Origin of the sequence: Streptomyces lienomycini (genome assembly GCF_027947595.1) — a bacterium.
Classification (GTDB): domain Bacteria; phylum Actinomycetota; class Actinomycetes; order Streptomycetales; family Streptomycetaceae; genus Streptomyces; species Streptomyces lienomycini.
In genome coordinates this window covers 1,263,811-1,286,333 of the sequence record NZ_CP116257.1, presented here as the reverse complement: position 1 = coordinate 1,286,333, position 22,523 = coordinate 1,263,811, and the positions used below count along the sequence as shown (strand labels likewise).

Annotated in this window: 21 protein-coding genes, 2 tRNA genes and 1 pseudogene; 11 read left to right on the top strand and 13 right to left on the bottom strand. The window is 71.0% G+C overall.

What is annotated here, in order from left to right:
• Positions 1 to 110: 110 nt before the first annotated feature.
• The 4 genes from rsrA to BJ961_RS06095 form a co-directional block, all read right to left on the bottom strand.
• The gene (gene rsrA / locus BJ961_RS06110; RefSeq protein WP_271320283.1) at positions 111 to 422 is read right to left on the bottom strand and encodes a mycothiol system anti-sigma-R factor; all 312 of its coding nucleotides are present in this window, start codon (positions 420 to 422) and stop codon (positions 111 to 113) included.
• Complete coding sequence (gene sigR / locus BJ961_RS06105; protein WP_003973756.1) at positions 419 to 1,102, bottom strand: RNA polymerase sigma factor SigR; 684 nt, start codon at positions 1,100 to 1,102, stop codon at positions 419 to 421. Before sigR ends, rsrA begins: the two co-directional genes overlap by 4 nt.
• A 254-nt stretch (positions 1,103 to 1,356) precedes the next feature.
• A complete protein-coding gene (locus BJ961_RS06100; protein ID WP_271416976.1) occupies positions 1,357 to 1,992 on the bottom strand; it encodes an alpha/beta hydrolase family protein in 636 nt (211 codons plus the stop codon).
• Between the two features lie 22 nt (positions 1,993 to 2,014).
• A complete protein-coding gene (locus BJ961_RS06095; protein WP_271320282.1) occupies positions 2,015 to 2,830 on the bottom strand; it encodes an SOS response-associated peptidase in 816 nt (271 codons plus the stop codon).
• 50 nt (positions 2,831 to 2,880) lie between these two features.
• Here BJ961_RS06095 and BJ961_RS06090 point away from each other — a divergent pair, with 50 nt between their 5' ends.
• From BJ961_RS06090 to BJ961_RS06075, 4 genes are all read left to right on the top strand, one after another.
• The gene (locus BJ961_RS06090) at positions 2,881 to 3,603 is read left to right on the top strand and encodes a M50 family metallopeptidase (RefSeq protein ID WP_271320281.1); all 723 of its coding nucleotides are present in this window, start codon (positions 2,881 to 2,883) and stop codon (positions 3,601 to 3,603) included.
• Between the two features lie 132 nt (positions 3,604 to 3,735).
• Complete coding sequence (gene aroA / locus BJ961_RS06085; protein ID WP_271320280.1) at positions 3,736 to 5,052, top strand: 3-phosphoshikimate 1-carboxyvinyltransferase; 1,317 nt, start codon at positions 3,736 to 3,738, stop codon at positions 5,050 to 5,052.
• A 12-nt stretch (positions 5,053 to 5,064) separates the two neighbouring features.
• Entirely contained in the window at positions 5,065 to 6,078 is a 1,014-nt protein-coding gene (gene rsgA / locus BJ961_RS06080; RefSeq protein WP_271320279.1) for a ribosome small subunit-dependent GTPase A, read from the top strand.
• A 217-nt stretch (positions 6,079 to 6,295) separates the two neighbouring features.
• Positions 6,296 to 6,619 (top strand): DMT family transporter, encoded by a 324-nt coding sequence (locus tag BJ961_RS06075; protein WP_271320278.1) that lies wholly within the window; start codon positions 6,296 to 6,298, stop codon positions 6,617 to 6,619.
• A 13-nt stretch (positions 6,620 to 6,632) separates the two neighbouring features.
• Here BJ961_RS06075 and BJ961_RS06070 read toward each other — a convergent pair whose 3' ends face one another.
• Entirely contained in the window at positions 6,633 to 7,244 is a 612-nt protein-coding gene (locus tag BJ961_RS06070; RefSeq protein WP_271320277.1) for a TetR/AcrR family transcriptional regulator, read from the bottom strand.
• A gap of 169 nt (positions 7,245 to 7,413) precedes the next feature.
• Between BJ961_RS06070 and hisN the strand changes: the two genes are divergently transcribed.
• Together hisN and BJ961_RS06060 are read left to right on the top strand one after the other, a co-directional pair.
• Entirely contained in the window at positions 7,414 to 8,214 is an 801-nt protein-coding gene (gene hisN, locus BJ961_RS06065; protein ID WP_271320276.1) for a histidinol-phosphatase, read from the top strand.
• A gap of 132 nt (positions 8,215 to 8,346) precedes the next feature.
• On the top strand, positions 8,347 to 8,754 hold the full coding sequence (locus tag BJ961_RS06060) for a CBS domain-containing protein (protein WP_271320275.1): 408 nt from the start codon (positions 8,347 to 8,349) through the stop codon (positions 8,752 to 8,754).
• A 102-nt stretch (positions 8,755 to 8,856) separates the two neighbouring features.
• Here the strand turns inward: BJ961_RS06060 and BJ961_RS06055 are convergent, their stop codons facing one another.
• On the bottom strand, positions 8,857 to 10,308 hold the full coding sequence (locus BJ961_RS06055; RefSeq protein WP_271320274.1) for a catalase: 1,452 nt from the start codon (positions 10,306 to 10,308) through the stop codon (positions 8,857 to 8,859).
• Between the two features lie 145 nt (positions 10,309 to 10,453).
• Here BJ961_RS06055 and BJ961_RS06050 point away from each other — a divergent pair, with 145 nt between their 5' ends.
• A complete protein-coding gene (locus BJ961_RS06050) occupies positions 10,454 to 10,870 on the top strand; it encodes a Fur family transcriptional regulator (RefSeq protein ID WP_271320273.1) in 417 nt (138 codons plus the stop codon).
• Between the two features lie 50 nt (positions 10,871 to 10,920).
• Positions 10,921 to 10,994, top strand: a tRNA-Met gene (locus tag BJ961_RS06045).
• A 199-nt stretch (positions 10,995 to 11,193) separates the two neighbouring features.
• Here BJ961_RS06045 and BJ961_RS06040 read toward each other — a convergent pair.
• The 3 genes and pseudogenes from BJ961_RS06040 to BJ961_RS06030 all read right to left on the bottom strand — a co-directional run bounded on the left by BJ961_RS06040 (position 11,194) and on the right by BJ961_RS06030 (position 16,397).
• Positions 11,194 to 13,016 (bottom strand): annotated as a pseudogene (locus BJ961_RS06040) (sel1 repeat family protein).
• A gap of 230 nt (positions 13,017 to 13,246) precedes the next feature.
• Positions 13,247 to 13,320, bottom strand: a tRNA-Met gene (locus tag BJ961_RS06035).
• Positions 13,321 to 13,406: 86 nt separating this feature from the next.
• Positions 13,407 to 16,397, bottom strand: a complete 2,991-nt coding sequence (locus BJ961_RS06030; RefSeq protein WP_271416975.1) for a UPF0182 family membrane protein — start codon at positions 16,395 to 16,397, stop codon at positions 13,407 to 13,409.
• 164 nt (positions 16,398 to 16,561) lie between these two features.
• On the opposite strand from BJ961_RS06030, the gene BJ961_RS06025 reads away from it, so the two are divergent.
• Positions 16,562 to 17,104 (top strand): PPA1309 family protein, encoded by a 543-nt coding sequence (locus tag BJ961_RS06025; RefSeq protein WP_271320272.1) that lies wholly within the window; start codon positions 16,562 to 16,564, stop codon positions 17,102 to 17,104.
• Between the two features lie 37 nt (positions 17,105 to 17,141).
• On the opposite strand, the gene BJ961_RS06020 is transcribed toward BJ961_RS06025, so the two are convergent.
• The 4 genes from BJ961_RS06020 to BJ961_RS06005 all read right to left on the bottom strand — a co-directional run bounded on the left by BJ961_RS06020 (position 17,142) and on the right by BJ961_RS06005 (position 20,326).
• Positions 17,142 to 18,236: a YlbL family protein gene (locus BJ961_RS06020; protein WP_271320271.1), complete on the bottom strand. Its 1,095-nt coding sequence runs from the start codon at positions 18,234 to 18,236 to the stop codon at positions 17,142 to 17,144.
• A gap of 65 nt (positions 18,237 to 18,301) precedes the next feature.
• A complete protein-coding gene (locus BJ961_RS06015) occupies positions 18,302 to 18,466 on the bottom strand; it encodes a hypothetical protein (RefSeq protein WP_007444545.1) in 165 nt (54 codons plus the stop codon).
• Positions 18,467 to 18,588: 122 nt separating this feature from the next.
• Entirely contained in the window at positions 18,589 to 19,050 is a 462-nt protein-coding gene (locus BJ961_RS06010; RefSeq protein ID WP_271320270.1) for a molybdenum cofactor biosynthesis protein MoaE, read from the bottom strand.
• 154 nt (positions 19,051 to 19,204) lie between these two features.
• Positions 19,205 to 20,326 carry an SDR family oxidoreductase gene (locus BJ961_RS06005; protein WP_271320269.1) on the bottom strand — a complete coding sequence of 374 codons (1,122 nt, stop codon included), beginning with the start codon at positions 20,324 to 20,326 and terminating at the stop codon, positions 19,205 to 19,207.
• A gap of 192 nt (positions 20,327 to 20,518) precedes the next feature.
• Here BJ961_RS06005 and BJ961_RS06000 point away from each other — a divergent pair, with 192 nt between their 5' ends.
• On the top strand, positions 20,519 to 21,997 hold the full coding sequence (locus BJ961_RS06000) for a zinc-dependent metalloprotease (protein WP_271320268.1): 1,479 nt from the start codon (positions 20,519 to 20,521) through the stop codon (positions 21,995 to 21,997).
• A complete protein-coding gene (locus BJ961_RS05995) occupies positions 21,994 to 22,509 on the top strand; it encodes an NUDIX hydrolase (protein ID WP_271320267.1) in 516 nt (171 codons plus the stop codon). Before BJ961_RS06000 ends, BJ961_RS05995 begins: the two co-directional genes overlap by 4 nt.
• The last annotated feature ends 14 nt before the right edge of the window (positions 22,510 to 22,523 follow it).

Sequence of the window (22,523 nt, the reverse complement as noted above, 5' to 3'; positions counted from 1 at the left end):
GCCTGTCAGGCTCAGGAGCCTAGGCGGCGGCGGGGAGGCCGCGGGCAGATAACCCGCGGATTAGCACGTACGAGTGACTCGGAACGGCGTGGGAACCGCTCAGGACTTGCTCAGGACTCCTGGGAAGCCGACGGCGCGGCCGTCACGTCGTGCTCGGGCACGGACTGCCCGGAGCGGATCAGGTCCAGACGGCCCATGACCTTGGCCCGCAGGTCACCGGGCACGTCGTCCTGTCCGCAGCAGCGCTTGACCAGCTTCTTCACGGCCTGCTCCAGCCCGTACTTCTCCAGGCAGGGCGAGCACTCCTCGAAGTGGTGCTCGAACTTCACGCAGTCCGAGTCCGGCATCTCCTTGTCGAGGAACTCGTAGAGATGATCGAGGATTTCGCTGCAATCCGTCTCGTGCGGCTCTCCGCAGCTCATGACCCCGAGCCTTTCGCTTCGTTCGACTCTCCGGCGCCGGCGGGGACCAGGCCGCGGTCGCGGGCGTAGTCCTCCAGCATGCCGCGCAGCTGACGGCGTCCACGGTGCAGCCGGGACATCACCGTACCGATGGGTGTCCCCATGATGTCGGCGATCTCCTTGTAGGCAAAGCCCTCGACGTCCGCCAGATACACGGCGATACGGAACTCCTCGGGGATCGCCTGGAGCGCCTGCTTCACGTCCGAGTCGGGCAGGTGGTCGAGCGCCTGCGACTCCGCGGAGCGCAGACCCGTCGACATGTGCGACTCGGCACGCGCGAGCTGCCAGTCCTCGATCTCCTCGGCCGCGCTGCGCTGAGGTTCGCGCTGCTTCTTGCGGTAGGAGTTGATGAAGGTGTTGGTGAGGATGCGGTACAGCCACGCCTTGAGGTTGGTGCCCTCACGGAACTGGTGGAAGGACGCGTACGCCTTGGCGTAGGTCTCCTGCACCAGGTCCTCGGCGTCGGCCGGATTACGCGTCATGCGCAGCGCGGCCGAGTACATCTGGTCGAGGAACTCCAGCGCGTCCCGCTCGAAGCGCGCGCTGCGCTCCGCGGTCGACTCCGCGCCCGTACCCCGGCCCTCGGGCTGCTCCGCCTGGCCGTGTTCGGTCCCTGCGTCGGTCCCAGTGACCGGACCCACCTCCTCCAGTGACGTCGCGAGACCGAGACCGGTCCCGCTCGAATCGGAGGATAGACGACGATCCGGTCCGCCCGCCGCCCGAATAGGGGCGGTCTTCGCCGCGTGCAGCACCGTCCAGTCCAGGTCGGCACGGCCACGACTGGGGCAGAAGGCTGAACCCATGCGGCGGACTTCCTCTCCTACGGCGTCGGTGCTGATTCTCAGCAACGTATGTCCGGCACAACAGTGACCGCCCGCCGGTCATTCCCGGCCGTTCAGTCGAGTGAGCCGGCCCACCGGGCGACACCGCCGGTGATCGTCTCCAGTGCCCTCTCCTGGGTGGTGTCCGCCCGTTTGGGCACGGCGAAGCCGTGGTCGGCGTACGGCACCTCGATCAGCTCGTACGTGCCGCGGGGAGCCTCGGGGAACTCCTCGGGCCTGCCGAACGGGTCGTTTCCGCCCTGGACGACGAGGGTGGGCACGCCGGCCCCGAGCAGCTCGTCGGCGCGGGACTTCTCCGGCTTGCCCGGCGGGTGCAGCGGGAAGCTCAGGGCGAGGACGGCACGGGCGCCCAGTTCGCGTGCGGTGCGGCAGGCGACGCGGGCGCCGGCGCTGCGGCCGCCGGAGACCACCGGCAGGCCGGGGGCGGTGAGCGCGGGCCAGACGCCCCGCCAGCCGGTGTCCAGGGTCTTCGGCGCGGGCGCCAGCTTCTTGCCGGCCACCCGCCAGGGCTGCTCGACGAGGGCGACGCTCACCCCGTGGGCCGGCAGGGCGGCCGCCAGCGCCTTCAGGTCGCGTGCCTCGACGCCGCCGCCGGCGCCGTGGCTCACGGCGAGGACGAGGCGGGGCCGCACCGCCGCGTGCCAGGTGATCCGGGCGGGGCCCGCATCCGTCTCGACCGGCTCTGTCACAACCTCTGTCGCATCCGTCACGTCAGAAGAGTGTGCCCTCTTCGGGTGCCTCCAGCTCCTTGAGCAGCTCCGGCCCGTTGTTGCGGACGTTGCTCACGGCCGTGGGGACGGGGAAGGCCCGCATCAGCCCGGCGGGCGGGGGCGCCAGCAGGGAGGTCAGCTCGTCGGGGTCGGTGCGCGCCGGGTCGAGCCAGTCGTCCCAGCGGTCCGGCGTCAGCATCAGGGGCATCCGGGGGTGGATGTCGGCCAGCGCGTGCGGGCCGTCGGCCGGGGCGACGGCGAGCGGCGCGGTCTCGGCCTCGGTGGTGATCACGGAGCACGTCACCCACCAGGCCTGCGGGTGGTCGTCCGGCAGCGTCTTGTCCCGCCAGAACTCGTAGAGCCCGGCCATGGCGAACACGGAGCCGTCGGCGGGGGTCACGAAGTACGGCTGCTTGCGGGGCCGCTTCCTGCGTCCCTCGACCTCCAGGTCCCGCTCCTGCGTGCCGGTGACCCACTCGTAGTAGCCGTCGGCGGGCAGGATGCAGCGCCGGGTGGCGAAGGCGCGGCGGTAGGAGGGCTTCTCGTGGACGGTCTCCGCGCGGGCGTTGATCATCCGGGCCCCGCCCTCGGGCGTCCTGGACCAGGAGGGGACGAGACCCCACTTCAGTTTCCGCAGCTGGCGAACCGGCTTCGGGTCCTCGACGTCCTTCAGGGGGCGGTCCAGGACGGCGTAGACCTCCTTCGTGGGGGCCACGTTGTAGTCGGGGTCCAAGCTCTCCTCGGGCTCCCACTTCTCGATCTCGAAGATTCCCGCGAGATCCTCGGGTCCACGACTCGCCGCATACCGTCCGCACATACGTGCCACACTGCCAGACCCCACGCGTCAACGAGGAGCCCTCCCCGAACATGGACCACCTCGCATCGGCCTCGCTCACCTCCCTGTGGGACGAGGTCTCCGGCACCCAGCCCGATCCCGACCTGTGGGTGGTGGTCGCGACCCTGGTGGCCGCGCTCGCCGTCGTCGCGACGCGCGGGTCGTGGCGGATAGCGCGCAACGCGATCACCATCGCCCACGAGGGCGGGCACGGTTTGGTGGCCCTGCTGACCGGCCGCACCCTGACCGGGATCACCCTGCACTCGGACACCAGCGGCCTGACGGTGAGCCGGGGCAAGCCGCACGGTCTCGGCATGATCCTCACGGCGGTGGCCGGTTACACCGCTCCGCCGCTGCTCGGCCTCGGCGGCGCCGCGCTGCTGGCCGCGGGGCGCATCACCCTGCTGCTGTGGCTGGCGACGGCGCTGCTGGTGGCGCTGCTGGTGATGGTCCGCAACGCGTACGGGGTGCTGACGGTGGTGGTCACCGGCGCCACGTTCGTCCTGGTGTCGTGGCTGGCCGGGCCCCAGGTGCAGGCGGCGTTCGCGTACGCGGTGGTGTGGTTCCTGCTGCTCGGCGGGGTGCGCCCGGCGTTCGAGCTGCAGGCCAAGCGGTCGCGGGGCGGCGCCGGCGACTCGGACGCCGACCAGCTGGCACGGCTGACGCACGCGCCGGCGGGGGTGTGGTTCTTCCTGTTCCACGCGGTGTCGCTGTGCTCGCTGATCGGCGGAGGGCGCTGGCTGCTGGAGCTGTGAGGCCCGGCGGGCGCCCACTCGCCTCCCAAGGCTCCGCATATATGCACGGCAAGTGCACTGTTGCGTTTTCGGTCAGGTTTCGCCGCTTTTGATCAAGATCTCCGATCGTCCTCAGCCATTAAAGTGGGCTCCATGACCGTGAACCCCGCGCACACCGCCCTCTGGCCCGCACCGCACGCGAGCGGCGCCGTCGACGCGACCGTCCACGTGCCCGGATCCAAGTCGGTCACGAACCGGGCCCTGGTGCTGGCCGCCCTCGCCTCCGAGCCCGGCTGGCTGCGCCGCCCGCTGCGCTCCCGCGACACGCTGCTGATGGCTCAGGCGCTGCGCGCGATGGGCGTCGAGATCGAGGAGGGCGTCGGTCCGGAGGGCACCGGCGAGTTCTGGCGGGTCATCCCGGCGGGGCTGCGCGGCCCCGCCACGGTCGACGTCGGCAACGCGGGCACGGTCATGCGCTTCCTGCCGCCGGTCGCCACGCTCGCCGACGGCGCCGTCCGCTTCGACGGCGACCCGCGTTCGTACGAGCGTCCGCTGCACGGCGTGATCGACGCGCTGCGCACCCTGGGCGCCCGCGTCGACGACGACGGGCGCGGCGCGCTGCCGCTGACCGTGCACGGCGGCGGTGCCCTGGAGGGCGGGGCGGTCGAGATCGACGCGTCGTCGTCCTCCCAGTTCGTCAGCGCGCTGCTGCTGTCCGGGCCGCGGTTCAACCAGGGGGTCGAGGTCCGCCACACCGGTTCCGCGCTGCCTTCCGTGCCGCACATCCGCATGACCGTCGACATGCTGCGCTCGGTCGGCGCCCAGGTCGACACCCCCGAGTCCGGCGGCGAACCGAACGTCTGGCGGGTGACACCGGGTGCGCTGCTCGGCCGGGACCTGACGATCGAGCCGGACCTGTCCAACGCCCAGCCGTTCCTGGCGGCGGCCCTGGTCACCGGCGGCAAGGTCGTGATTCCCGACTGGCCGTCCCGCACCACCCAGCCCGGTGACCGGCTGCGCGAGATCTTCACCGAGATGGGCGGCTCCTGCGAACTGACGGAGTACGGGCTCGTCCTCACCGGTTCGGGCGCGGTCCACGGCATCGACGTCGACCTCGGCGAGGTCGGCGAGCTGGCCCCGGGCATCGCGGCCGTCGCCGCCCTGGCGGACTCCCCCTCGACCCTGCGCGGCGTGGCCCACCTGCGGCTGCACGAGACGGACCGGCTGGCGGCGCTCACCAAGGAGATCAACGAACTCGGCGGCGACGTCACCGAGACCGCCGACGGCCTGCACATCCGCCCGAGCCGTCTGCACGGCGGTGTCTTCCACACCTACGAGGACCACCGCATGGCCACCGCCGGCGCCGTCATCGGCCTCGGGGTGGAGGGAGTGGAGATCGAGAACGTGGCGACGACGGCGAAGACCCTGCCCGACTTCCCCGACCTCTGGACCGGGATGCTCGGGGTTTAGGGACGGTTCGCCATGCGGCGCTACGGCAAGCACACCGACGAGGACGACATCCGCACCCGCCCGAACCGCAAGGGCAACCGGCCGCGCACCCACATCCGGCCCAAACACGAGGACGCCGCGGAGGGCCTGGTCCTCACGGTGGACCGGGGCCGGCTGACCTGCCTGGTCGAGGACCGGATCGTCATGGCGATGAAGGCCCGTGAACTGGGCCGCAAGGCCGCGGTCGTCGGCGACCGGGTGGCCCTGGTCGGCGACCTGACCGGCAGGAAGGACACCCTCGCGCGCATCGTCCGCATCGAGGAGCGCACCTCCGTCCTGCGCCGCACGGCGGACGACGACGACCCCTACGAGCGCGTGGTCGTCGCCAACGCCGACCAGCTCGCCGTCGTCACCGCCCTGGCCGACCCGGAGCCGCGCCCCCGCCTCATCGACCGCTGCCTGGTCGCGGCGTTCGACGGCGGCCTCACCCCGCTGCTCGTCATGACCAAGTCCGACCTCGCACCGCCGGACGAACTCCTGGAGCTGTACGGCTCGTTGGACATCCCGTACGTGGTCACCAGCCGGGAGGAGCTGGAGAACGGCGCCGCGGCCGACCTCGTGCGCGAGCACCTGGACGGGAGGATCACGGCCTTCGTCGGCCATTCCGGCGTCGGCAAGACGACCCTGGTCAACACCCTGGTGCCGGAGGACCGCCGCCGGGTGACGGGGCATGTCAACGCGGTGACGGGGCGCGGCCGGCACACCACGACCTCGGCCCTCGCCCTGCCGCTCTCCTCGGAGGAGGGGGGCTGGGTCGTCGACACCCCCGGCGTACGGTCGTTCGGGCTGGCGCACATCGATCCGTCGCGGGTGATCAACGCGTTCCCCGACCTGGTGCCCGGCACGGAGGGCTGTCCGCGCGCGTGCAGCCACGACGAGCCCGACTGCGCGCTGGACGCCTGGGTCGCCGAGGGCCACGCCGACCCGGCACGGCTGTACTCGCTGCGCCGGCTGCTCTCGACGCGGGAGCGGAAGGAAGGCGACTGACCTCCGCGTTGTTTGCCGTGGCGTGCCGCCGGTAAGTGCATAATCGCACCAAGCCGGAACCAAGCCTGCGCAAAGCCGGACGAGGTCGCCGCCGGACGAAGCCGCTGACCGGCACCGGTCGACGCACAGGCCGACGCACCGGACGACGCCTGATCGACGTCTGGTCGGCGTCTGGTCGACGCAGCGGTCGCGATACGGGACTACGGGAGGACGAGACATGGCGTGGCTGCTGGTCATAGTGGCCGGGGTGCTCGAAACCGGCTTCGCCGTCTGTCTGAAGCTGTCACACGGCTTCACCCGGCTCTGGCCCACCGTCGCCTTCTGCGCCTTCGCGCTGGGCAGCTTCGGCCTGCTGACGATGTCTCTGAAGAAACTCGACGTCGGTCCGGCGTACGCGGTGTGGACCGGCATCGGCGCGGCGGGCACCGCCATCTACGGCATGATCTTCCTCGGCGACCTGGTCTCGACCCTGAAGATCGTCTCGATCTCCTTCGTCATCATCGGCGTGATCGGACTGCAGCTGTCGGGCTCGGCCCACTGAGCCGTGCGCGCCGCTACGCCGTCGACCGCCGCGGCAGGACGGTGCGCAGGAGGTCCGCCACCCCGCCCTCGTCGGGCGGCGCCGCGACACAGGACAGGGCGAGCCGCACGGCCAGTTCGCAAGAGCGGGCCAACTCGGCGGCGTCCGGCGGCGGGAGCGGGCCCGCGCCGTTCAGGACGGCCACGGCGCGGTCGCGGACGAGGCCCACGAAGTCACCGGGCGAGGGCAGCGGACCGTCGGCCCGTCGCTGGGCGGGCACGGCGGAGGAGGACGGCACCGACGCCAGGGCCGGTGAGGGCAGCCGCTCGCTCCAGCAGCCGGTGAGCAGGGCCCGGACCAGCACGTTGTCGTGGGCCGCCGACATCATCCACTCGGCGGTCGCGGTGAGCCGGTCGCGCGGGTCGCTGGGCCCGGAGAGCGCGCGCTCCACTCCGGCGAGGTAGCCGTCGGCCTCGCGCCGGACGAGCGCCCTGGCGAGGCCCTCCTTGCTGCCGAACTCGTTGTACAGCGTCTGCCGGGACACCCCGGCGGACGCCGCCACGTCCACCATCCGCACGGCGGACCACGGTCGGCGTGCCAACGCCGTACGGGCGGCGTCGAGCAGGGACTCCCGGGCTGCAGGCACCCTCGCCTCCCTCGGGCAGAGCGACGTGCTGCCCAGATTTGACGGGCGCGGGGGCACTGTCAAGGGTCCTCGCGCCCACCGTGCGGGGCCCCGGGCCACCCCGCCGCGTCCGCCACGCCCGTCAAACCCCTGGTAGCCCCGTCGCACCCGTGGCAGATAGCGTGACGGCATGCCCGATTACCTCGACGACCTCCGCCTCGCCCACGTTCTCGCCGACGCAGCCGACGCCGCGACGATGGACCGCTTCAAGGCGCTCGACCTGAAGGTCGAGACGAAGCCGGACATGACCCCGGTGAGCGAGGCGGACAAGGCCGCCGAGGAGCTCATCCGCGGCCACCTCGCCCGGGCCCGTCCCCGCGACTCGGTCCACGGCGAGGAGTTCGGCGTGACCGGCAACGGCCCCCGCCGCTGGGTCGTCGACCCGATCGACGGCACCAAGAACTACGTGCGCGGCGTCCCGGTCTGGGCCACCCTCATCTCCCTCATGGAGGCGCAGGAGGGCGGCTACCAGCCGGTCGTCGGCCTCGTCTCGGCCCCCGCGCTCGGCCGCCGCTGGTGGGCGGTGCAGGACCACGGCGCGTTCACCGGCCGCAGCCTGACCTCCGCCTCGCGGCTCCACGTCTCCCAGGTCTCCACGCTCTCCGACGCCTCGTTCGCGTACTCCTCGCTCGGCGGCTGGGAGGAGCAGGGCCGCCTCGACGGCTTCCTCGACCTGACCCGCGAGGTGTGGCGCACGCGCGCGTACGGCGACTTCTGGCCGTACATGATGGTCGCCGAGGGCTCGGTGGACATCTGCGCCGAACCGGAGCTCTCCCTGTGGGACATGGCCGCGAACGCGATCATCGTCACGGAGGCCGGCGGCACCTTCACCGGCCTGGACGGCCGCCCCGGCCCGCACAGCGGCAACGCGGCCGCGTCGAACGGCCGGCTCCACGACGAGTTGCTCGGGTATCTCAACCAGCGCTACTGAGCGCCCACCGAATCACTCTCCGCGCCCCCTTGTTGACCCGCGCTTTGCCTGCCACTCTGAGAGCTCCCCCACTTGTGAACTTGTGAATCCATGAACGAACTCATGGATCACCGGCAGGAGGTGGCTCCACCCATGCTCGTCCGAGAAGTCATGAGCACGGTCGTCCTCACCATCGGGCCCGCCCACACGCTCCGTCAGGCCGCCGCCCTGATGTCCGCCCGCCGCGTCGGCGCCGCCGTGGTGTACGACCCCGACGCCGGCGGCATCGGCATCCTCACCGAACGCGACGTCCTCGTCTCCGTGGGCCGGGGTCAGGACCCGGACACCGAGCGCGCCCACGGCCACACCACCACCGACGTCGTCTTCGCGGCCCCGACCTGGACCGTGGAGGAGGCGGCGGCCGCGATGGCGCACGGCGGCTTCCGCCACCTCATCGTCCTGGACGGCGGTGAACCCGCCGGCATCGTCTCGGTGCGCGACATCATCCGCCGCTGGGCACCGGCGCGCTCCGCGCACAACGCCCCGGTGGTGACCGCCTGAGCGCCCGGAGCGAGGAGGCGTACGGGCGCCACGACCAACGGGCCGGACCCCCGTTCCCGGGGATCCGGCCCGCCGCCACGGCAAGCGGTCCAGTGCTGGATGTCAGCCGCGCAGGGCCTGGACCGCGGCCTCCAGCCGCTTGCCGAAGTCACCGTCGGCCTGACGGAAGTTGCCGATCGCGCGCTCGACGATGTCGTCGCGCGAGACGCCGGAGAGGGCGCCGGCCAGGTTGCCGATCAGCCGCTCCCTCTCCTCGTCCGTCATCAGCCGGTACAGGTTGCCCGCCTGGACGAAGTCGTCGTCCTCGGCGTGCGAGGGCGCCTCGGTCTCGCCGGTGACTCCGGAGACCGCGACCGGCTGCCACAGGGCCCGGTCCGTCTGGAACGGTCCGCCGAAGCTGTTCGGCTCGTAGTTCTTCGCGCCCTTGTGGCGGCCGTCGTACAGGTGGCCGTCACGGGAGTGGGTGCGCGCCACGGTGGCGTGCGGGCGGTTCACCGGGAGCTGGTCGGCGTTGATGCCGACGCGGTAGCGGTGGGCGTCGCCGTAGGCGAAGAGGCGGCCCTGGAGCATCTTGTCCGGGGACGGGCCGATACCGGGCACGAAGTGCGCCGGGGAGAAGATCGACTGCTCGACCTCGGCGAAGACGTTCTCCGGGTTGCGGTTGAGCTCCAGCTTGCCGAACCAGACGATCGGGTAGTCCGCGTGCGGCCAGACCTTGGTCAGGTCGAACGGGTTGAAGCGGTACGTCGCCGCCTCCGCGACGGGCATGATCTGCACGCCGACCGTCCAGGACGGGAAGTCGCCGCGCTCGATGGCCCGACGCAGGTCGCGCTGATGGGAGTCGGGGTCCGCACCGGCGAGCCGGTCGGCCTCGGCCTGGGTGAGGCTCTTGACGCCCTGGTCGGTCTTGAAGTGGTACTTGACCCAGAAGGCGTCGCCCGCCTCGTTGTTCCACTGGTAGGTGTGCGAGCCGAAGCCGTCCATGTGGCGGTACGACGCCGGGATGCCGCGGTCGCCGAACAACCAGGTCACCTGGTGCGTCGACTCCGGCGACAGGCTCCAGAAGTCCCAGACGTTGTCCATCTCGGTCGAGCCCGTGTAGGGGTCGCGCTTCTGGGTGTGGATGAAGTCGGGGAACTTGACGGCGTCCTTGATGAAGAACACCGGGGTGTTGTTGCCGACGAGGTCGTAGTTGCCCTCTTCGGTGTAGAACTTCAGCGAGAAGCCGCGCGGGTCGCGGACGGCGTCCGCCGCGCCCAGGTTGCCGGCCACGGTCGAGAAGCGGATGAAGGTCTCCGTCTCCTTGCCGACCTCGGAGAGGAACGCCGCCCGGGTGTACCCGGTGACGTCGGCGGTGACCGTGAAGGTGCCGTAGGCGCCGGCGCCGCGGGCGTGCACGACGCGCTCCGGGATGCGCTCCCGGTTGAAGTGCGCCAGCTTCTCCAGGAGGAGCTGGTCCTGGACGAGCACGGGGCCGCCGACGCCCGCGGTCTCACTGTTCTGGTTGTCGGCTACGGGAGCACCTGTCTCCGTAGTGAGCGGTCCCTGCGTCACGTGCTGCCTCCTGCACCCAATCCTGCAAACCTGTCCCTTGGCTAAAGCCGTTCTCGATCCTACAATAGACAATGTCTAAGTCAAGCAAGGCTCCAAAGTCACACCTGTTCGGGATCTGATCCCCCTTACTGTTAGGCTGGCCTGTATGAGTGACCTTCTGGAACGGCTGCGCGGTCGCGGTTGGCGCATGACCGCTCAGCGGCGCGTGGTGGCCGAGGTCCTCGACGGCGAACACGTCCACCTGACGGCCGACGAGGTGCACTCCCGGGCCGTGGGCAAGCTCCCCGAGATCTCCCGGGCGACGGTCTACAACACCCTGGGCGAGCTGGTCTCGCTCGGCGAGGTGATCGAGGTCGCCACGGACAAGCGCGCCAAGCGCTACGACCCGAACGCACACCGTCCGCACCATCACCTGGTCTGCGCGCGGTGCGGCGCGATCCGCGACGTCCACCCGACGGGCAACCCGCTGGCCGACCTCCCCGACTCGGAGCGCTTCGGCTTCACCGTGTCGGACGTCGAGGTGACGTACCGCGGCACCTGCCCGAACTGCGCGGCGGCGTGAGCACGGATTTGCTTCTCGTCTCCAGGTTGACGTAGTGTTCCATTCATCGACGCGGGGTGGAGCAGCTCGGTAGCTCGCTGGGCTCATAACCCAGAGGTCGCAGGTTCAAATCCTGTCCCCGCTACTGAAGACCGAGGGCCGGAATCCGAAAGGGTTCCGGCCCTCGGTGCATTCCGAGCCGTCGCTGCGGCAGTCGTGCCTCCCCCCGGGGGGCACGGGTGGGGTGGCACGGGTGGGCGGTGGGGGCAGCTCCCGCCGGCCCGCTTCGGAGTCGGGCGCCTTCAGAAGGCACCCGAGCTCAGCGCAGCGTCATGCTTCCCGCGTCACGCCGACAGCTCCTGGCGCAGCGCGTCCCGCAACCGAGCCGCCCGCTGCCCCACCTCCGTCGGCCCCAGCGACACCGCCAGGTCCGCCCACCGCTGCCCCTCCGCCAGCTCTCCGCGTCGCGCGCACACCAGCGCCAGCCGCAGCGCCGCACGCCCGTGCCCGGCGTCGGCCGCCCGGCGCCACCACACCACGGCCTCCGGCTCGCTCCCCTCGCGGGCCAGCAGCAGTCCCAGGTTGAAGGCGCCGTTGCGGGACCCGGCCTCCGCCGCCTCCCGGTACCACCGTGCCGCCTCCACCACGTCGCCCCGCGCCGCGGCCAGCATCCCGACCCGCACCTGGGCCCGCCGGTGCCCCTGGGAGGCCGCCCGCTCGTACCACTCCTCGCACTCGGACTTCTCCTGCGCCGACTCGCCCAGTTCGTGCGCGGGCGCGGGCGGGCGGCGCGCGTCCAGCACCGTCGCCAGCCGGTACGCGGCCTCCGCGCTGCCGCCCCCGCCGCGCACCGCAGGAACCGCTCCGCCTCGCGCTCGTCCCCGGCGCGCAGCCGCGCCATCCCGACCTGCAGCGCGGCCTCGGTGTGCCCGGCCGCGGCGGCCCGCTCGTACCAGCGCAGCGATGCCCGCTCCTCGCTCCGCCCGGCGTGCAGGATGCCCAGGTTGAACGCCGCGTCGACGCTGCCCGCCTCGGCGGCCTTGGAGAACCACGGCTCCGCACCGGTCTCGTCCCCGGCGCGCAGCAGCAGGATGGCCAACGCGTTCGATGCCTCCCGGTGCCCGGCGTACGCGGCCCGCCGGTACCACTGCTCGGCCTGCGCGGTGCGCCCCTGATCGGCGCAGAGCAGACCGAGGTTGTACGCGCCGTTGTCGTCACCGGCGTCCATCGCGGCCCGGTACCAGCGTTCCGCGGTCTGGGTCTCGCCGCGCTCGGCGTGCAGCGCGCCGAGCGCGTTGGCGGCGTTGCCGTCGCCGTCCTGGGCGGCACGCAGCCACCACACGGCGGCGCTCTCCGTGTCCCCGGCGTCCCGCAGCAGGAAGCCCAACGCGCAGGCGGCACGGGCCTCGCCGTCCTTGGCGGACGTGAGGTACCAGCGGCCGGCCTCCTTCAGCTCGCCCCGCTTCTCCAGGATCGTCCCGAGGTGCAGCGCGCCCCGCCGGTGACCGCGCGCGGCGGCCTGCCGGTACCACTGCTCGGCCTCGTCGGCCGCGAGCGCCGCCGCCCGGTCGTCGCCGCGGTGCTGCCCGGTACGCCGGTCCAGGGTCCGCGCCAGCCGGTACGCGGCCTCCCGGTGCCCGCGCTCGGCCGCGGCCCGCATCCACCGCTCGGCGCCGGTGTCGTCGCCGCGGTGCTCCAGCAGGTCGGCGAGCGCGTAGGCGCCCAGTACATGGCCCTGCTCGGCGGACTGGCACAGCCAGTACTCGGCGGCGGGCTCGTCCCCGCGCTCACGGAAGTGCCGGCCCAGCGCGTGTGCGGCGGCGGCGGACCCGGCGACCGCTGCGATCCGCCACCAGCCGGCGGCGTCGTCGGCGTATCCGCGCTGGTGCAGCAGCACACCCAGATTGTTGGCGGCGGCCCGGTCACCGGCCGCGGTGGCGGCGCGCAGATGGGACTCGGCTCCGTCGAAGTCGCCACGGCGCAGCAGCATCGCGCCGAGCACGCTCATCGCCTCGACGTCACCGCCGTCGACGGCGAGCCGCAGCCGTACTTCCTCGGCCGCCTCGTCGGCGGCTTCCTGGGCCTCGTCCGTGGCCTCCTCCTGACCGGACGGCTGCGCAAAACGCCCTGTCCCGAACAGATTTGCCATGTCCCCCATAACGTCCATCGTCGCACCACCTGCAACCTGGGTACATCCGGTATACCGCAGCCAGTGAGGTCACTTCAGCGTTTTGTCGACATGCCCACAGGGAGACAAGTCAAACACAGAAGTGCCCAACTCCCCTTGGCGGCGCGGCCGTAGCGCCTGTCGGGACATGCGTTCGCACATCACGAAGGCCCGGATCCCTTGGGGAATCCGGGCCTTCGTGGTCGTTCGCACGTAGCTCACGACTTCAGTAGCGGGGACAGGATTTGAACCTGCGACCTCTGGGTTATGAGCCCAGCGAGCTACCGAGCTGCTCCACCCCGCGCCGTTGTGTTCACAACCCTAGCACGGCGCGGGATGGGCCTTGACCAGCTCGAACGCGGGCGCGAACGCCCGGCGCGGGGCCGGCGGTCAGCCGGTGTCCGGTCCTCCACCGGCATCACCGGTCGGGGTCGCGGCAGGACCGGTCTTGCCGTCTCCGGCCTTGTCCCCGCCGCTCTTGTCGTCGCCGTTCTTGCCGCCGGCGCTCTGGTCGGCCTTGGCCTGTGCGTCCTCGGCCCGCTGGAGCGCCTCCTCAAGGTCCTTCTGCGCCTCGGCGTACGCGGCCAGGTCCTTCTTCTCCAGGGCCTTCTGCCCGGCGTCGAAGGCCTTCTGCGCATCGCCCAGCGCTTCCCGGACCGTGGGGTTGGTGGACGTCGGCGGCGGCGGCTCGGTCGTGTCGTCGCCCTCGTCCGGTGGCTGTTCGTTCTCCGCGGCCTGGGCTCCGAAGACCTTGTTGAGGGCCGCGTCGAGCGTGTTCTCGAAGGCGGTGTTGCCCCCGTAACTCACCAACACCTTGCGCAGCAAGGGGTACTTGAGGTCGCCACCGCGGACGTAGACCGGTTCGACGTACAACAGTCCGTCGTCGAGCGGCACCGTCAGCAGGTTGCCGTACTCCACCTCCGAGTCGCCGCCTCTCAGCAGCCTGATGGACTCGGCGATGTCCTGTTCGGAGTTGAACTGGCTCTGTACCTGTTTGGGTCCGTCGACGGTCGTACTGGTCGGCAGTTTCAGGATTCTGATCTTGCCGTAGTCGCTGGTGCCCGCCTCGGCGTCGACGGCCATGAACGCGCTGAGGTTGTCACGCCCGTTGGGTGTGAACGTCGTCGTCAGCGAGAACGCCTGTGCCTTCTGGTCGGGCATCTTCATGCTCAGGTAGTACGGCGGCACCGCGTCGCCCGACTTGTTGGTCGGGTCGTCCGGCACCTGCCACACCTCGCTGCCGCTGAGAAAGGTGTTGGCGTCCTTCACGTGGTAGCGCGTGAGCAGCTCGCGCTGGACCTTGAACAGATCCTGCGGATAGCGCAGATGCGCCATCAGCTCCTTGGAGATCTCGCCCTTGTCCTTCACCGTGTCCGGGAAGGCCTTCATCCAGGTCTTCAGGATCGGATCCTGGGTGTCCCACTCGTAGAGCTTCACGTCACCGCTGTACGCGTCGACGGTCGCCTTCACGGAGTTGCGGATGTAGTTGACCTGGTTCTGCTGGGCCACCACCGCGCGCGAGTTGTTGTTGGCGGTCAGCGAGTCGGCCGTCGTGTCGCCGAGCGTCGTACGGGACGCGTACGGGTAGCCGTTCGTCGTCGTGTAGGCGTCGACGATCCACTGGATACGGCCGTCCACCACCGCCGGGTACGCGTCGCCGTCGATGGTCAGCCACGGGGCGACCGCCTCGACGCGCTCCTTGGGGGTGCGGTTGTACAGGATGCGGGAACCCTCGCCGATCGCACCGGAGTAGAGGATCTGCGGCTCGCTGAACGCTGCCGCGTACGCCGCCCGGTTGATCGGGTTGGACAGGTCGACGCCGCCGTCGCCCTTGTAACTGAAGGTCTTCTCCCCGGTGTCGTCGGAGTAGTCGATCTCCTTCTGGGGACCGCCGACGATCGAGTAGGTGGTGGTCTTCTCGCCGTAGTAGACCCGCTGCTCGTACTTCCCGAGGTCGCCCTCGGACGGCAGGTTGGACTCGGTGAAGACCGGGCGCCCCTCGGAGTCGACCTGGGTGCCCTTGGCCGCGACCACGCCGTAGCCGTGGGTGTAGCGGAAGTGGTTGTTGATCCAGTTCTTCTTCGGGATGCCAGCGAGGTTCAGCTCGCGCAGACCGATGACCGTGTCCTGGTCCTTGCCGTCCTTGGCATAGCGGTCGACGTCCAGGTTGGTCGGGAACGCGTAGTAGTTACGCATCTGCTGGAGCTGCTGGAAGGTGGGCGAGATGATGTTCGGGTCCATGATCCGGATGGACGCGGCATCGTTCGCGTCGTCGCGGAGCTTGGTCTTGTCCTTGGTCTCGCTCTTGCCCGCGTACTCGGTGACCTGGGTGCCCTCGATGTCGTACGCGTCGCGCGTGGCCGCGAGGTTCTTCTCGACGTACGGCGCTTCCTTGGCCTGCTCGTTCGGCTGGACCTGGAACTTCTGGACCAGCGCCGGGTACAGGCCGCCGATGAGGATCGCGGACAGCACCATCAGGCCGAAGCCGATCACGGGCAGCTGCCAGGTGCGCCGCCACAGGGTGGCGAAGAACAGCAGCGCGCAGATGACGGCGATGCAGAACAGGATCGTCTTGGCCGGCAGGTAGGCGTTGGCGTCGACGTACCTGAGGCCCGTCCAGTTGTCGGTCGCCTTGAAGTCGCTGGACTTCACCGCCAGCCCGTACCGGTCGAGCCAGTAGGCGACGGCCTTGAGGGCGACGAAGACGCCGATGAGCACCGACAGGTGCCCGGTGGCGGCGGCCGTGGCGCGCGCGCCCGGGCTGGTGACGCGGAGCCCGCCGTACAGGTAGTGGGTGAGCGCGGCGGCGATCACCGAGATGACCACTGCTGCGAAGCCGAAGCCGAGCAGGAACCGGTACCAGGGCAGGTCGAAGGCGTAGAAGGAGACGTCCAGCTTGAACTGGGGGTCCTTCTGCCCGAAGGGCACGCCGTTGACCCACATCAGCCAGGTCCGCCACTGGCCGGACGCCGAGGCGCCGGCGATCAGGCCGACCAGGGCGGTGATGCCGAGCAGCAGCCACTTCTTGTACGGGGCGATGCCCATCCGGTACCGGTCGAGGTTCTGCTGCTCCATCGACATGGCGCTCAGCGGCGGGCGCAGGCGGTGGGCCAACCAGATGTTGAACCCCACGGCGACCGCCATCAGCAGGCCGAAGACGAAGAAGAGTCCGATCTTGGTCCACAAGGTCGTCGTGAACACCGACGAGTAGTGGACCGACCGGTACCAGAGCCAGTCCGTCCAGAATCCCGCGAACATGGTGAACGCCATGAGGAGCACGGCTAGGACACCAAGTGTCAGCAGCAGGGTTCGGACACGCCGGGACGGGCGGCCCACTCTGATCCGCGGCCCCGTCGGGGGGCCTCCGCCGCGGTCCGGCATCTGGAAAGCCAAGGTGCGCACCTCGAAGTTCGCTGTTGATCCGTCAGGCCCTCGGGTTCGCGGGCCCCCCGTGCGCCCCCGTGATCGTGGGCCCACACTTATGCAACTTACTCATCGTTTACTCGGTTCCCGATTCGGGCCATGAACGAGGCAGGATTGTGACCATGTCCAACACCCCCATGGCAGCGAGCCCCCTCACCCGGGCCGTACTCGAGATCGACGAGTACGTCTCCGGCCTCGGCTGGGACCAGCCCGCACGCCTCTTCGCACTTGTCGACACCGCCCGGCTGAGGGCCGATCAACCCTCGCTGGCGGACCGGCTCGGTCTGCAGGAGGAGCAGGAGAGCTCCGGCCTGACCCCGATCGAGCAGGACGAAATTCCAACGGACCAGGCGCTCGACGAGTTCCTGGGCACCATCGCCTGGCCCGACGCGGTGGTCGGCTGCGCGCTCGTCGTGGAGCGCCTGATGCTGCCGCCCTCCGCTGAGGCCCAGGTCCCCTCGGGCCTGAGCGAGACGAAGCTGGCGCGGTGGGTGGCGGAGCACCCGGACCGCCAGGAGGTCCGCATGACGGTCGCGGTCCTGCGCGACGGCACCCGCGACTCGGCCCTGCGGCTGCGCGAGAAGGACGCGGCAACGGAGGTCCTCACGGGCTCCGACCTGGTGCCCGGCCTGGCCGAGGCGCTGACGGCGACCTTCGCGGAGTAGGCCCGCCAGGGGCTCGGTCGGTCGCGCGGAACCGGTCCTAGCCCTTGGTGCACTTCGGCAGGTCTGCGGTCTTCCCGGAGCTGATGTCCTTCAGCGCGCCGAGGGCGTCGTCGATGGTGTCCACCTTCACGAGGGTGAGCCCGTCGGGGGTGTCCTCGGCCGCGGTCGCGCAGTTGTCGGCGGGCGTCAGGAAGTACTGGGCGCCCTTGTCGTGCGCGCCGATCGTCTTCATGCCGATGCCGCCGATCGGACCGACCTTGCCGTTGTCGTCGATGGTCCCGGTGCCGGCGACGAACTTGCCACCGGTGAGGTCGCCGGGGGTGAGCTTGTCGTAGATGCCGAGGGCGAACATCAGACCGGCGCTCGGGCCGCCGACGTCGGCCAGCTTGATGTCGATGGAGAACGGGAAGGTGTGATCGGTCCCGGCGGAGATCCCGACGATGGCGCGCTTCTCGCCGGCGTCGTCGGAGGCTTCGGTGGTGATCGTGACCTGCTGCGTCTTCGTCGGAGTCCGGCCCTCCTTCTCGGCGGCGGCCTGCTCCTTGGCGGGCACGATCGTGAAGACGGCGTCCTCGCCGGGCTTGTGCTTGGTCACCAGCTCGGCGACGTCCGCGGGCTTCTTGACGGTCGTACCGTCCACGGCCTTGATCACGTCGCCCGCGTGCAGCCTGCCCTGCGACGGGGAGTCCTTGATGACGGCGGAGACGACCACCCAGGACTTGACGGGGATGTCGAGCGCCTTCAGCGCCGCGACCTTCGCGCTCTCCTGGGACTGGCTGAACTCCTCGGCGTTCTCCTGGGTGGCCTCTTCCTCGGTCTTGCCGTCCGGGTAGAGGGTCTGGTGCGGCACCACGCTGTTGTCGTGCGCCAGCCAGCCGTAGACGGCCTCCACGAGGTTCATCCTGTAGTCGGCGCTGGTGACCCGGACGGTCGTCATGTTCAGATGACCACTCGCGTCGTACGTCTTGTGACCGGCGATCTGCAGCACCGGCTCGCCGTCGTGGTCCCCGAGGGTGTTCACCGTCGGCCCGGGTGACATCTCCGAGTACGGAACGGGGATGAAAACACCCGCGCACAGGAGCGCGATCAGCATCAGGGTGGAGGCGAGCATCGTCGCGGTGCGGCGTGGCATGGCACGACAGTACGGGACGCGGCTGTCAGAACACCGTCAGGGCGGGGGACCCTCGCGGCGGCCCTTCACGCACCGGTGCGCGGCTTCTCCATCGCTTCACGGAAGCGGGCGTAGCCGTCCAGTTCCGGACCGTCGCTCCGTGCCTTGCGGGTCCGGTTGGCCCAACTGCCCCACAGGCCCGCGCCGACAGCGGCCACCAGCGGAATCAGCAACCAGGCAAGCGCTGCCATGCCGACCTCCCAACCCCATGAGCGTCCGCGACTGACTGATCAGAAGATTAACCATTCGCAGTGACAACGCTCACGCCGGGGGGCGGGTTACGCAACCGGAGACACCGGGCGCACCCCGTGTGTCAGCAGGCCCCCACCCATTCCTCGGTGCCGTCGGAGAACGTCTGGTGCTTCCAGATGGGCACCTCGTGCTTCAGGTCGTCGATGAGCCTCCGGCAGGCGTCGAACGCCTCGCCCCGGTGCGGACAGGACACGGCGACGACCACGGCCAGATCGCCGACCTCCAGGTCCCCCACACGGTGCAGCGCGGCGAGCGCCCGTACGGGGTACTCCGCGACGACCTTCTCGGCGATGCGCCGCATCTCGGCCTCGGCGCTCGGGTGGCACGAGTATCCGAGCCGGTCGACGTCGGTGCCCCCGTCGTGGTTGCGCACGGTCCCCACGAACAGCGCGGTACCACCGGACGCGTCGTCCCCGACCGCGCGGAAGACCTCGTCCACGGACAGGGGCGTCTCCCGGATGCCGATCAGCTTCACGGGGTCCGCGGCGGCCAGCTCTCCGGGGTGGTCGTTCGTGGTTGCCATGGGCCCATCGTGCCCCACGCCGGGGACGGCGCGGAATAGCGTGATCGACCGGCACGCGCGCGTGCGGCGTTGGATTCTCCTACAGGGCCCGGCCCGCCGGAGCGGCCGACCTCGTGCTGGGGGCCTGAGCGGGCGGGGCGAGCCGGAGCCCTCCTCAGATGCGGCGCCGGGCCTTCCGCGCGCGACGCACCACGGCGGCCGCGCCCAGCAGCGCCACCGTCGCGCCCGCGGCTCCCGCCGCCGTCGCGTCCTTGCGGCCCAGGCGCCGACCGGCGACCGTGTGCCGTCCCGAGACCTCCTCGAGCAGCTCCGAGAGCACCTCCTCGTTCGTGTGCTTCGGGCGCCACCCCGCGTCGTGCAGCCGGCTGCCGCTGACGACCCAGGGGTACATCGTGTACGCCAGGTCCCCCGCCGGGGACGGCGTCAGTCCGATCCGGTGCAGCCGGGCCGCGGCGCCGAGCGCGACCGCGGAGGGCAGCTCCATGCGCCGGATGCCGCTCAGCTCCTCGACCTCCTCCTGCTCCAGCCAGCCGTCGCACCCGACGGCCAGTTCGCCGTCGGCCTTCTCCAGGACGGCGTACTCCAGGGCACTGCACAGGTCGTCGACGTGGCAGAACTGCCAGGCCGGCCGTGATCCGGCCACGACGAGCAGCCGGGGTGACTCGAAGTACCTGGTCAGCGCGGTGTCCATGCCGCCGACCAGCACGGCGGGCCGCACCACGGTCACGTTCAGGCCGGGATGCGCCCGCGGCGCGCGCCGGGCGAGCCGTTCGATCTCCAGCAGGTCGCCGACGCCCGTGGCCTCGGCCGTGGCGCGCAGCTCGGCGTCCTCGGACAGCGGCAGCTCGTTGTCCGGGAGGGCGCCGTAGACCATCGCCGAGGTGCACAGCACGACGCGGTGCACGCCGGCCGCCGCGGCGGCGGTCAGAACCGTCTGGGTCCCCCGGACGTTGTAAGCCGTCCGGGCGGCGGCGTCGGTCTCCAGGTCGAGGTCGAGCGCGAGGTGCACCACAACGTCCGCACCTCGGAGTTTCTCGGCGATGGCCGGGTCCCGTACGTCCAGGATCTGCCACTGCGCCGTCTCGCACCCACCGCGCCGTTCGTCGATGGCCACGACCTGTCTGACCTCGTCGGACGCGGCGAGCCGCTCGGTGAGCAGCGCTCCCACGCCGGACGCGGCACCGGTGACCGCCACGACGGGTCCGCGCGCGCCGGAGCGGGCGGAACTGGTTGACTGGTTTCGCGCTGCGCGAACCTGCGGATCTGGGGAACTCACCGGGCGTCTCCAGCGGTTGTCTTCAGTACGGGCGCGAGCGACGCGTACGTACCAGGTGGCATCCATCCTGCCGCAGGCCGACAGTCGGCGAAGCACCGAGGCCGGATCGGCTTCGGGTGTCTACGCTGGGTGGTGAAGTCGGGCAGCCGTGCCGCCGGAAAGAACCGGCGGCCCTACCAGCCGAGGAACCCCGTGAGTGACACCCCATTCGGATTCGGCCTTCCGCCGGAGGAGCCGGACGACGGCGACGAGGGCAAGAAGAAGGACCAGCAGAGCGGCGGTGGTCAGGGACCGGCCAACCCGTTCGGTTTCGGCATGTCCGGAGCCGGGGGCCTTGGCGGCCCCGGCGCGGACAACCCGTTCGCTGCGATGTTCGGTTCCATGAACCCCAACGACCTGGGCGCCGCGTTCCAGCAGCTGGGCCAGATGCTCTCCTACGAGGGCGGCCCGGTGAACTGGGACATGGCCAAGCAGATCGCCCGCCAGACGGTCTCCCAGGGCACGCCGGACGGCCGCAAGGACGCCAGCGTCGGTCCCGCCGAGCGCACCGCCGTCCAGGAGGCCGTGCGCCTGGCCGACCTGTGGCTGGACGACGCGACCGCCCTGCCGTCGGGCGCGGGCACCGCCGTGGCCTGGAGCCGCGCGGAGTGGGTCGAGGCGACCCTGCCCGCGTGGCGCGAGCTGGTCGACCCGGTCGCCGAGCGCGTCGGCAACGCCATGGGTGACGTGCTGCCCGAGGAGATGCAGGCCATGGCGGGCCCGCTGATCGGCATGATGCGGTCCATGGGCGGCGCCATGTTCGGCACCCAGATCGGGCAGGCCGTCGGCGTGCTCGCCGGCGAGGTCGTCGGCTCGACCGACGTGGGCCTGCCGCTCGGCCCGGCCGGCAAGGCGGCGCTGCTCCCGGCGAACATCGAGTCGTTCGGCAGGGACCTGGGCGTGTCGCAGGAGGAGGTGCGGCTGTACCTCGCCCTGCGCGAGGCCGCCCACCAGCGTCTCTTCGCGCACGTGCCGTGGCTGCGCTCGCACCTGTTCGGTGCCGTCGAGGGCTACGCGCGCGGGATCAAGGTGGACACGGCCAAGCTGGAGGACGTGGTCGGCCAGTTCGACCCGCAGAACCCCGAACAGCTGCAGGAGGCTCTCCAGCAGGGCATGTTCCAGCCGGAGGACACCCCGGAGCAGAAGGCGGCGCTGGCCCGTCTGGAGACGGCTCTGGCGCTCGTCGAGGGCTGGGTGGACGCGGTGGTGCACACCGCCGCCAAGCCCCGCCTGTCCTCCGCAGACGCGCTGCGTGAGACGCTGCGCCGCCGTCGCGCCTCGGGCGGCCCGGCGGAGCAGACGTTCGCCACGCTGATCGGCCTGGAGCTGCGCCCGCGCCGGCTGCGCGACGCCTCCCGCCTGTGGGCGTCCCTGACGGACGCGCACGGTGCCGACGGCCGGGACGCCCTGTGGGCCCACCCGGACATGCTGCCGACCGCGACCGACCTGGACGACCCGGACGGCTTCGTGCACCGCGAGCAGCTCGACTTCTCCGAGCTGGACAAGATGCTCGGCGAGGCGGCGGGCAAGCCGGACCTGACGAAGCCCGATGCCAAGAAGCCCGATGCCAAGAAGGACGAGGGCGACCAGGGCGGGAACCGGGACGAGACCGGGGGCGACGACCGCGAGTGAGCCTCCACGACGACGCGGTCCTGGTCCTGAAGGGGCACGAGGGCCAGGACGAGCTTCGCCAGGTCTACCTGGACCATCTCGCGAGGCACCCCGACGGGATGTGGAAGGCCTGCGCGGACGGGCACGTCACCGCGAGCGCCATGGTGATCGACCCGTCGCGCGAGCGGGTCCTGCTCACCCTGCACAAGAAGATGCGCATGTGGCTGCAGATGGGCGGCCACTGCGAGCCGGTCGACGAGACGCTCGCCCGGGCGGCACTGCGGGAGGGCACGGAGGAGTCCGGCATCGCCGGGCTGACCCTGCTGTCCGGCGGCCCCGTCCGGCTGGACCGCCACCACACGCCCTGCGCCTGGCACCTGGACGTCCAGTACGCGGCGGTGGCCCCGGCCGGGGCCGTGGAGGCGATCAGCGACGAGTCCCTCGACCTGCGCTGGTTCCCGTACGCCGAGGTCGCGGACGTGGCCGACGACTCGGTCGTCCGCCTGCTGGAGGCGACCCTCGCCCGGCTCTGATCCGGTAAGGGGTG

Coding starts and splice junctions, on each gene's coding strand:
- rsrA (WP_271320283.1), bottom strand. CDS start 422: ATGAGCTGCGGAGAGCCGCACGAGACGGATTGCAGCGAAATCCTCGAT.
- BJ961_RS06095 (WP_271320282.1), bottom strand. CDS start 2,830: ATGTGCGGACGGTATGCGGCGAGTCGTGGACCCGAGGATCTCGCGGGA.
- BJ961_RS06090 (WP_271320281.1), top strand. CDS start 2,881: ATGGACCACCTCGCATCGGCCTCGCTCACCTCCCTGTGGGACGAGGTC.
- aroA (WP_271320280.1), top strand. CDS start 3,736: ATGACCGTGAACCCCGCGCACACCGCCCTCTGGCCCGCACCGCACGCG.
- rsgA (WP_271320279.1), top strand. CDS start 5,065: ATGCGGCGCTACGGCAAGCACACCGACGAGGACGACATCCGCACCCGC.
- BJ961_RS06075 (WP_271320278.1), top strand. CDS start 6,296: ATGGCGTGGCTGCTGGTCATAGTGGCCGGGGTGCTCGAAACCGGCTTC.
- hisN (WP_271320276.1), top strand. CDS start 7,414: ATGCCCGATTACCTCGACGACCTCCGCCTCGCCCACGTTCTCGCCGAC.
- BJ961_RS06060 (WP_271320275.1), top strand. CDS start 8,347: ATGCTCGTCCGAGAAGTCATGAGCACGGTCGTCCTCACCATCGGGCCC.
- BJ961_RS06050 (WP_271320273.1), top strand. CDS start 10,454: ATGAGTGACCTTCTGGAACGGCTGCGCGGTCGCGGTTGGCGCATGACC.
- BJ961_RS06030 (WP_271416975.1), bottom strand. CDS start 16,397: ATGCCGGACCGCGGCGGAGGCCCCCCGACGGGGCCGCGGATCAGAGTG.
- BJ961_RS06025 (WP_271320272.1), top strand. CDS start 16,562: ATGTCCAACACCCCCATGGCAGCGAGCCCCCTCACCCGGGCCGTACTC.
- BJ961_RS06020 (WP_271320271.1), bottom strand. CDS start 18,236: ATGCCACGCCGCACCGCGACGATGCTCGCCTCCACCCTGATGCTGATC.
- BJ961_RS06015 (WP_007444545.1), bottom strand. CDS start 18,466: ATGGCAGCGCTTGCCTGGTTGCTGATTCCGCTGGTGGCCGCTGTCGGC.
- BJ961_RS06010 (WP_271320270.1), bottom strand. CDS start 19,050: ATGGCAACCACGAACGACCACCCCGGAGAGCTGGCCGCCGCGGACCCC.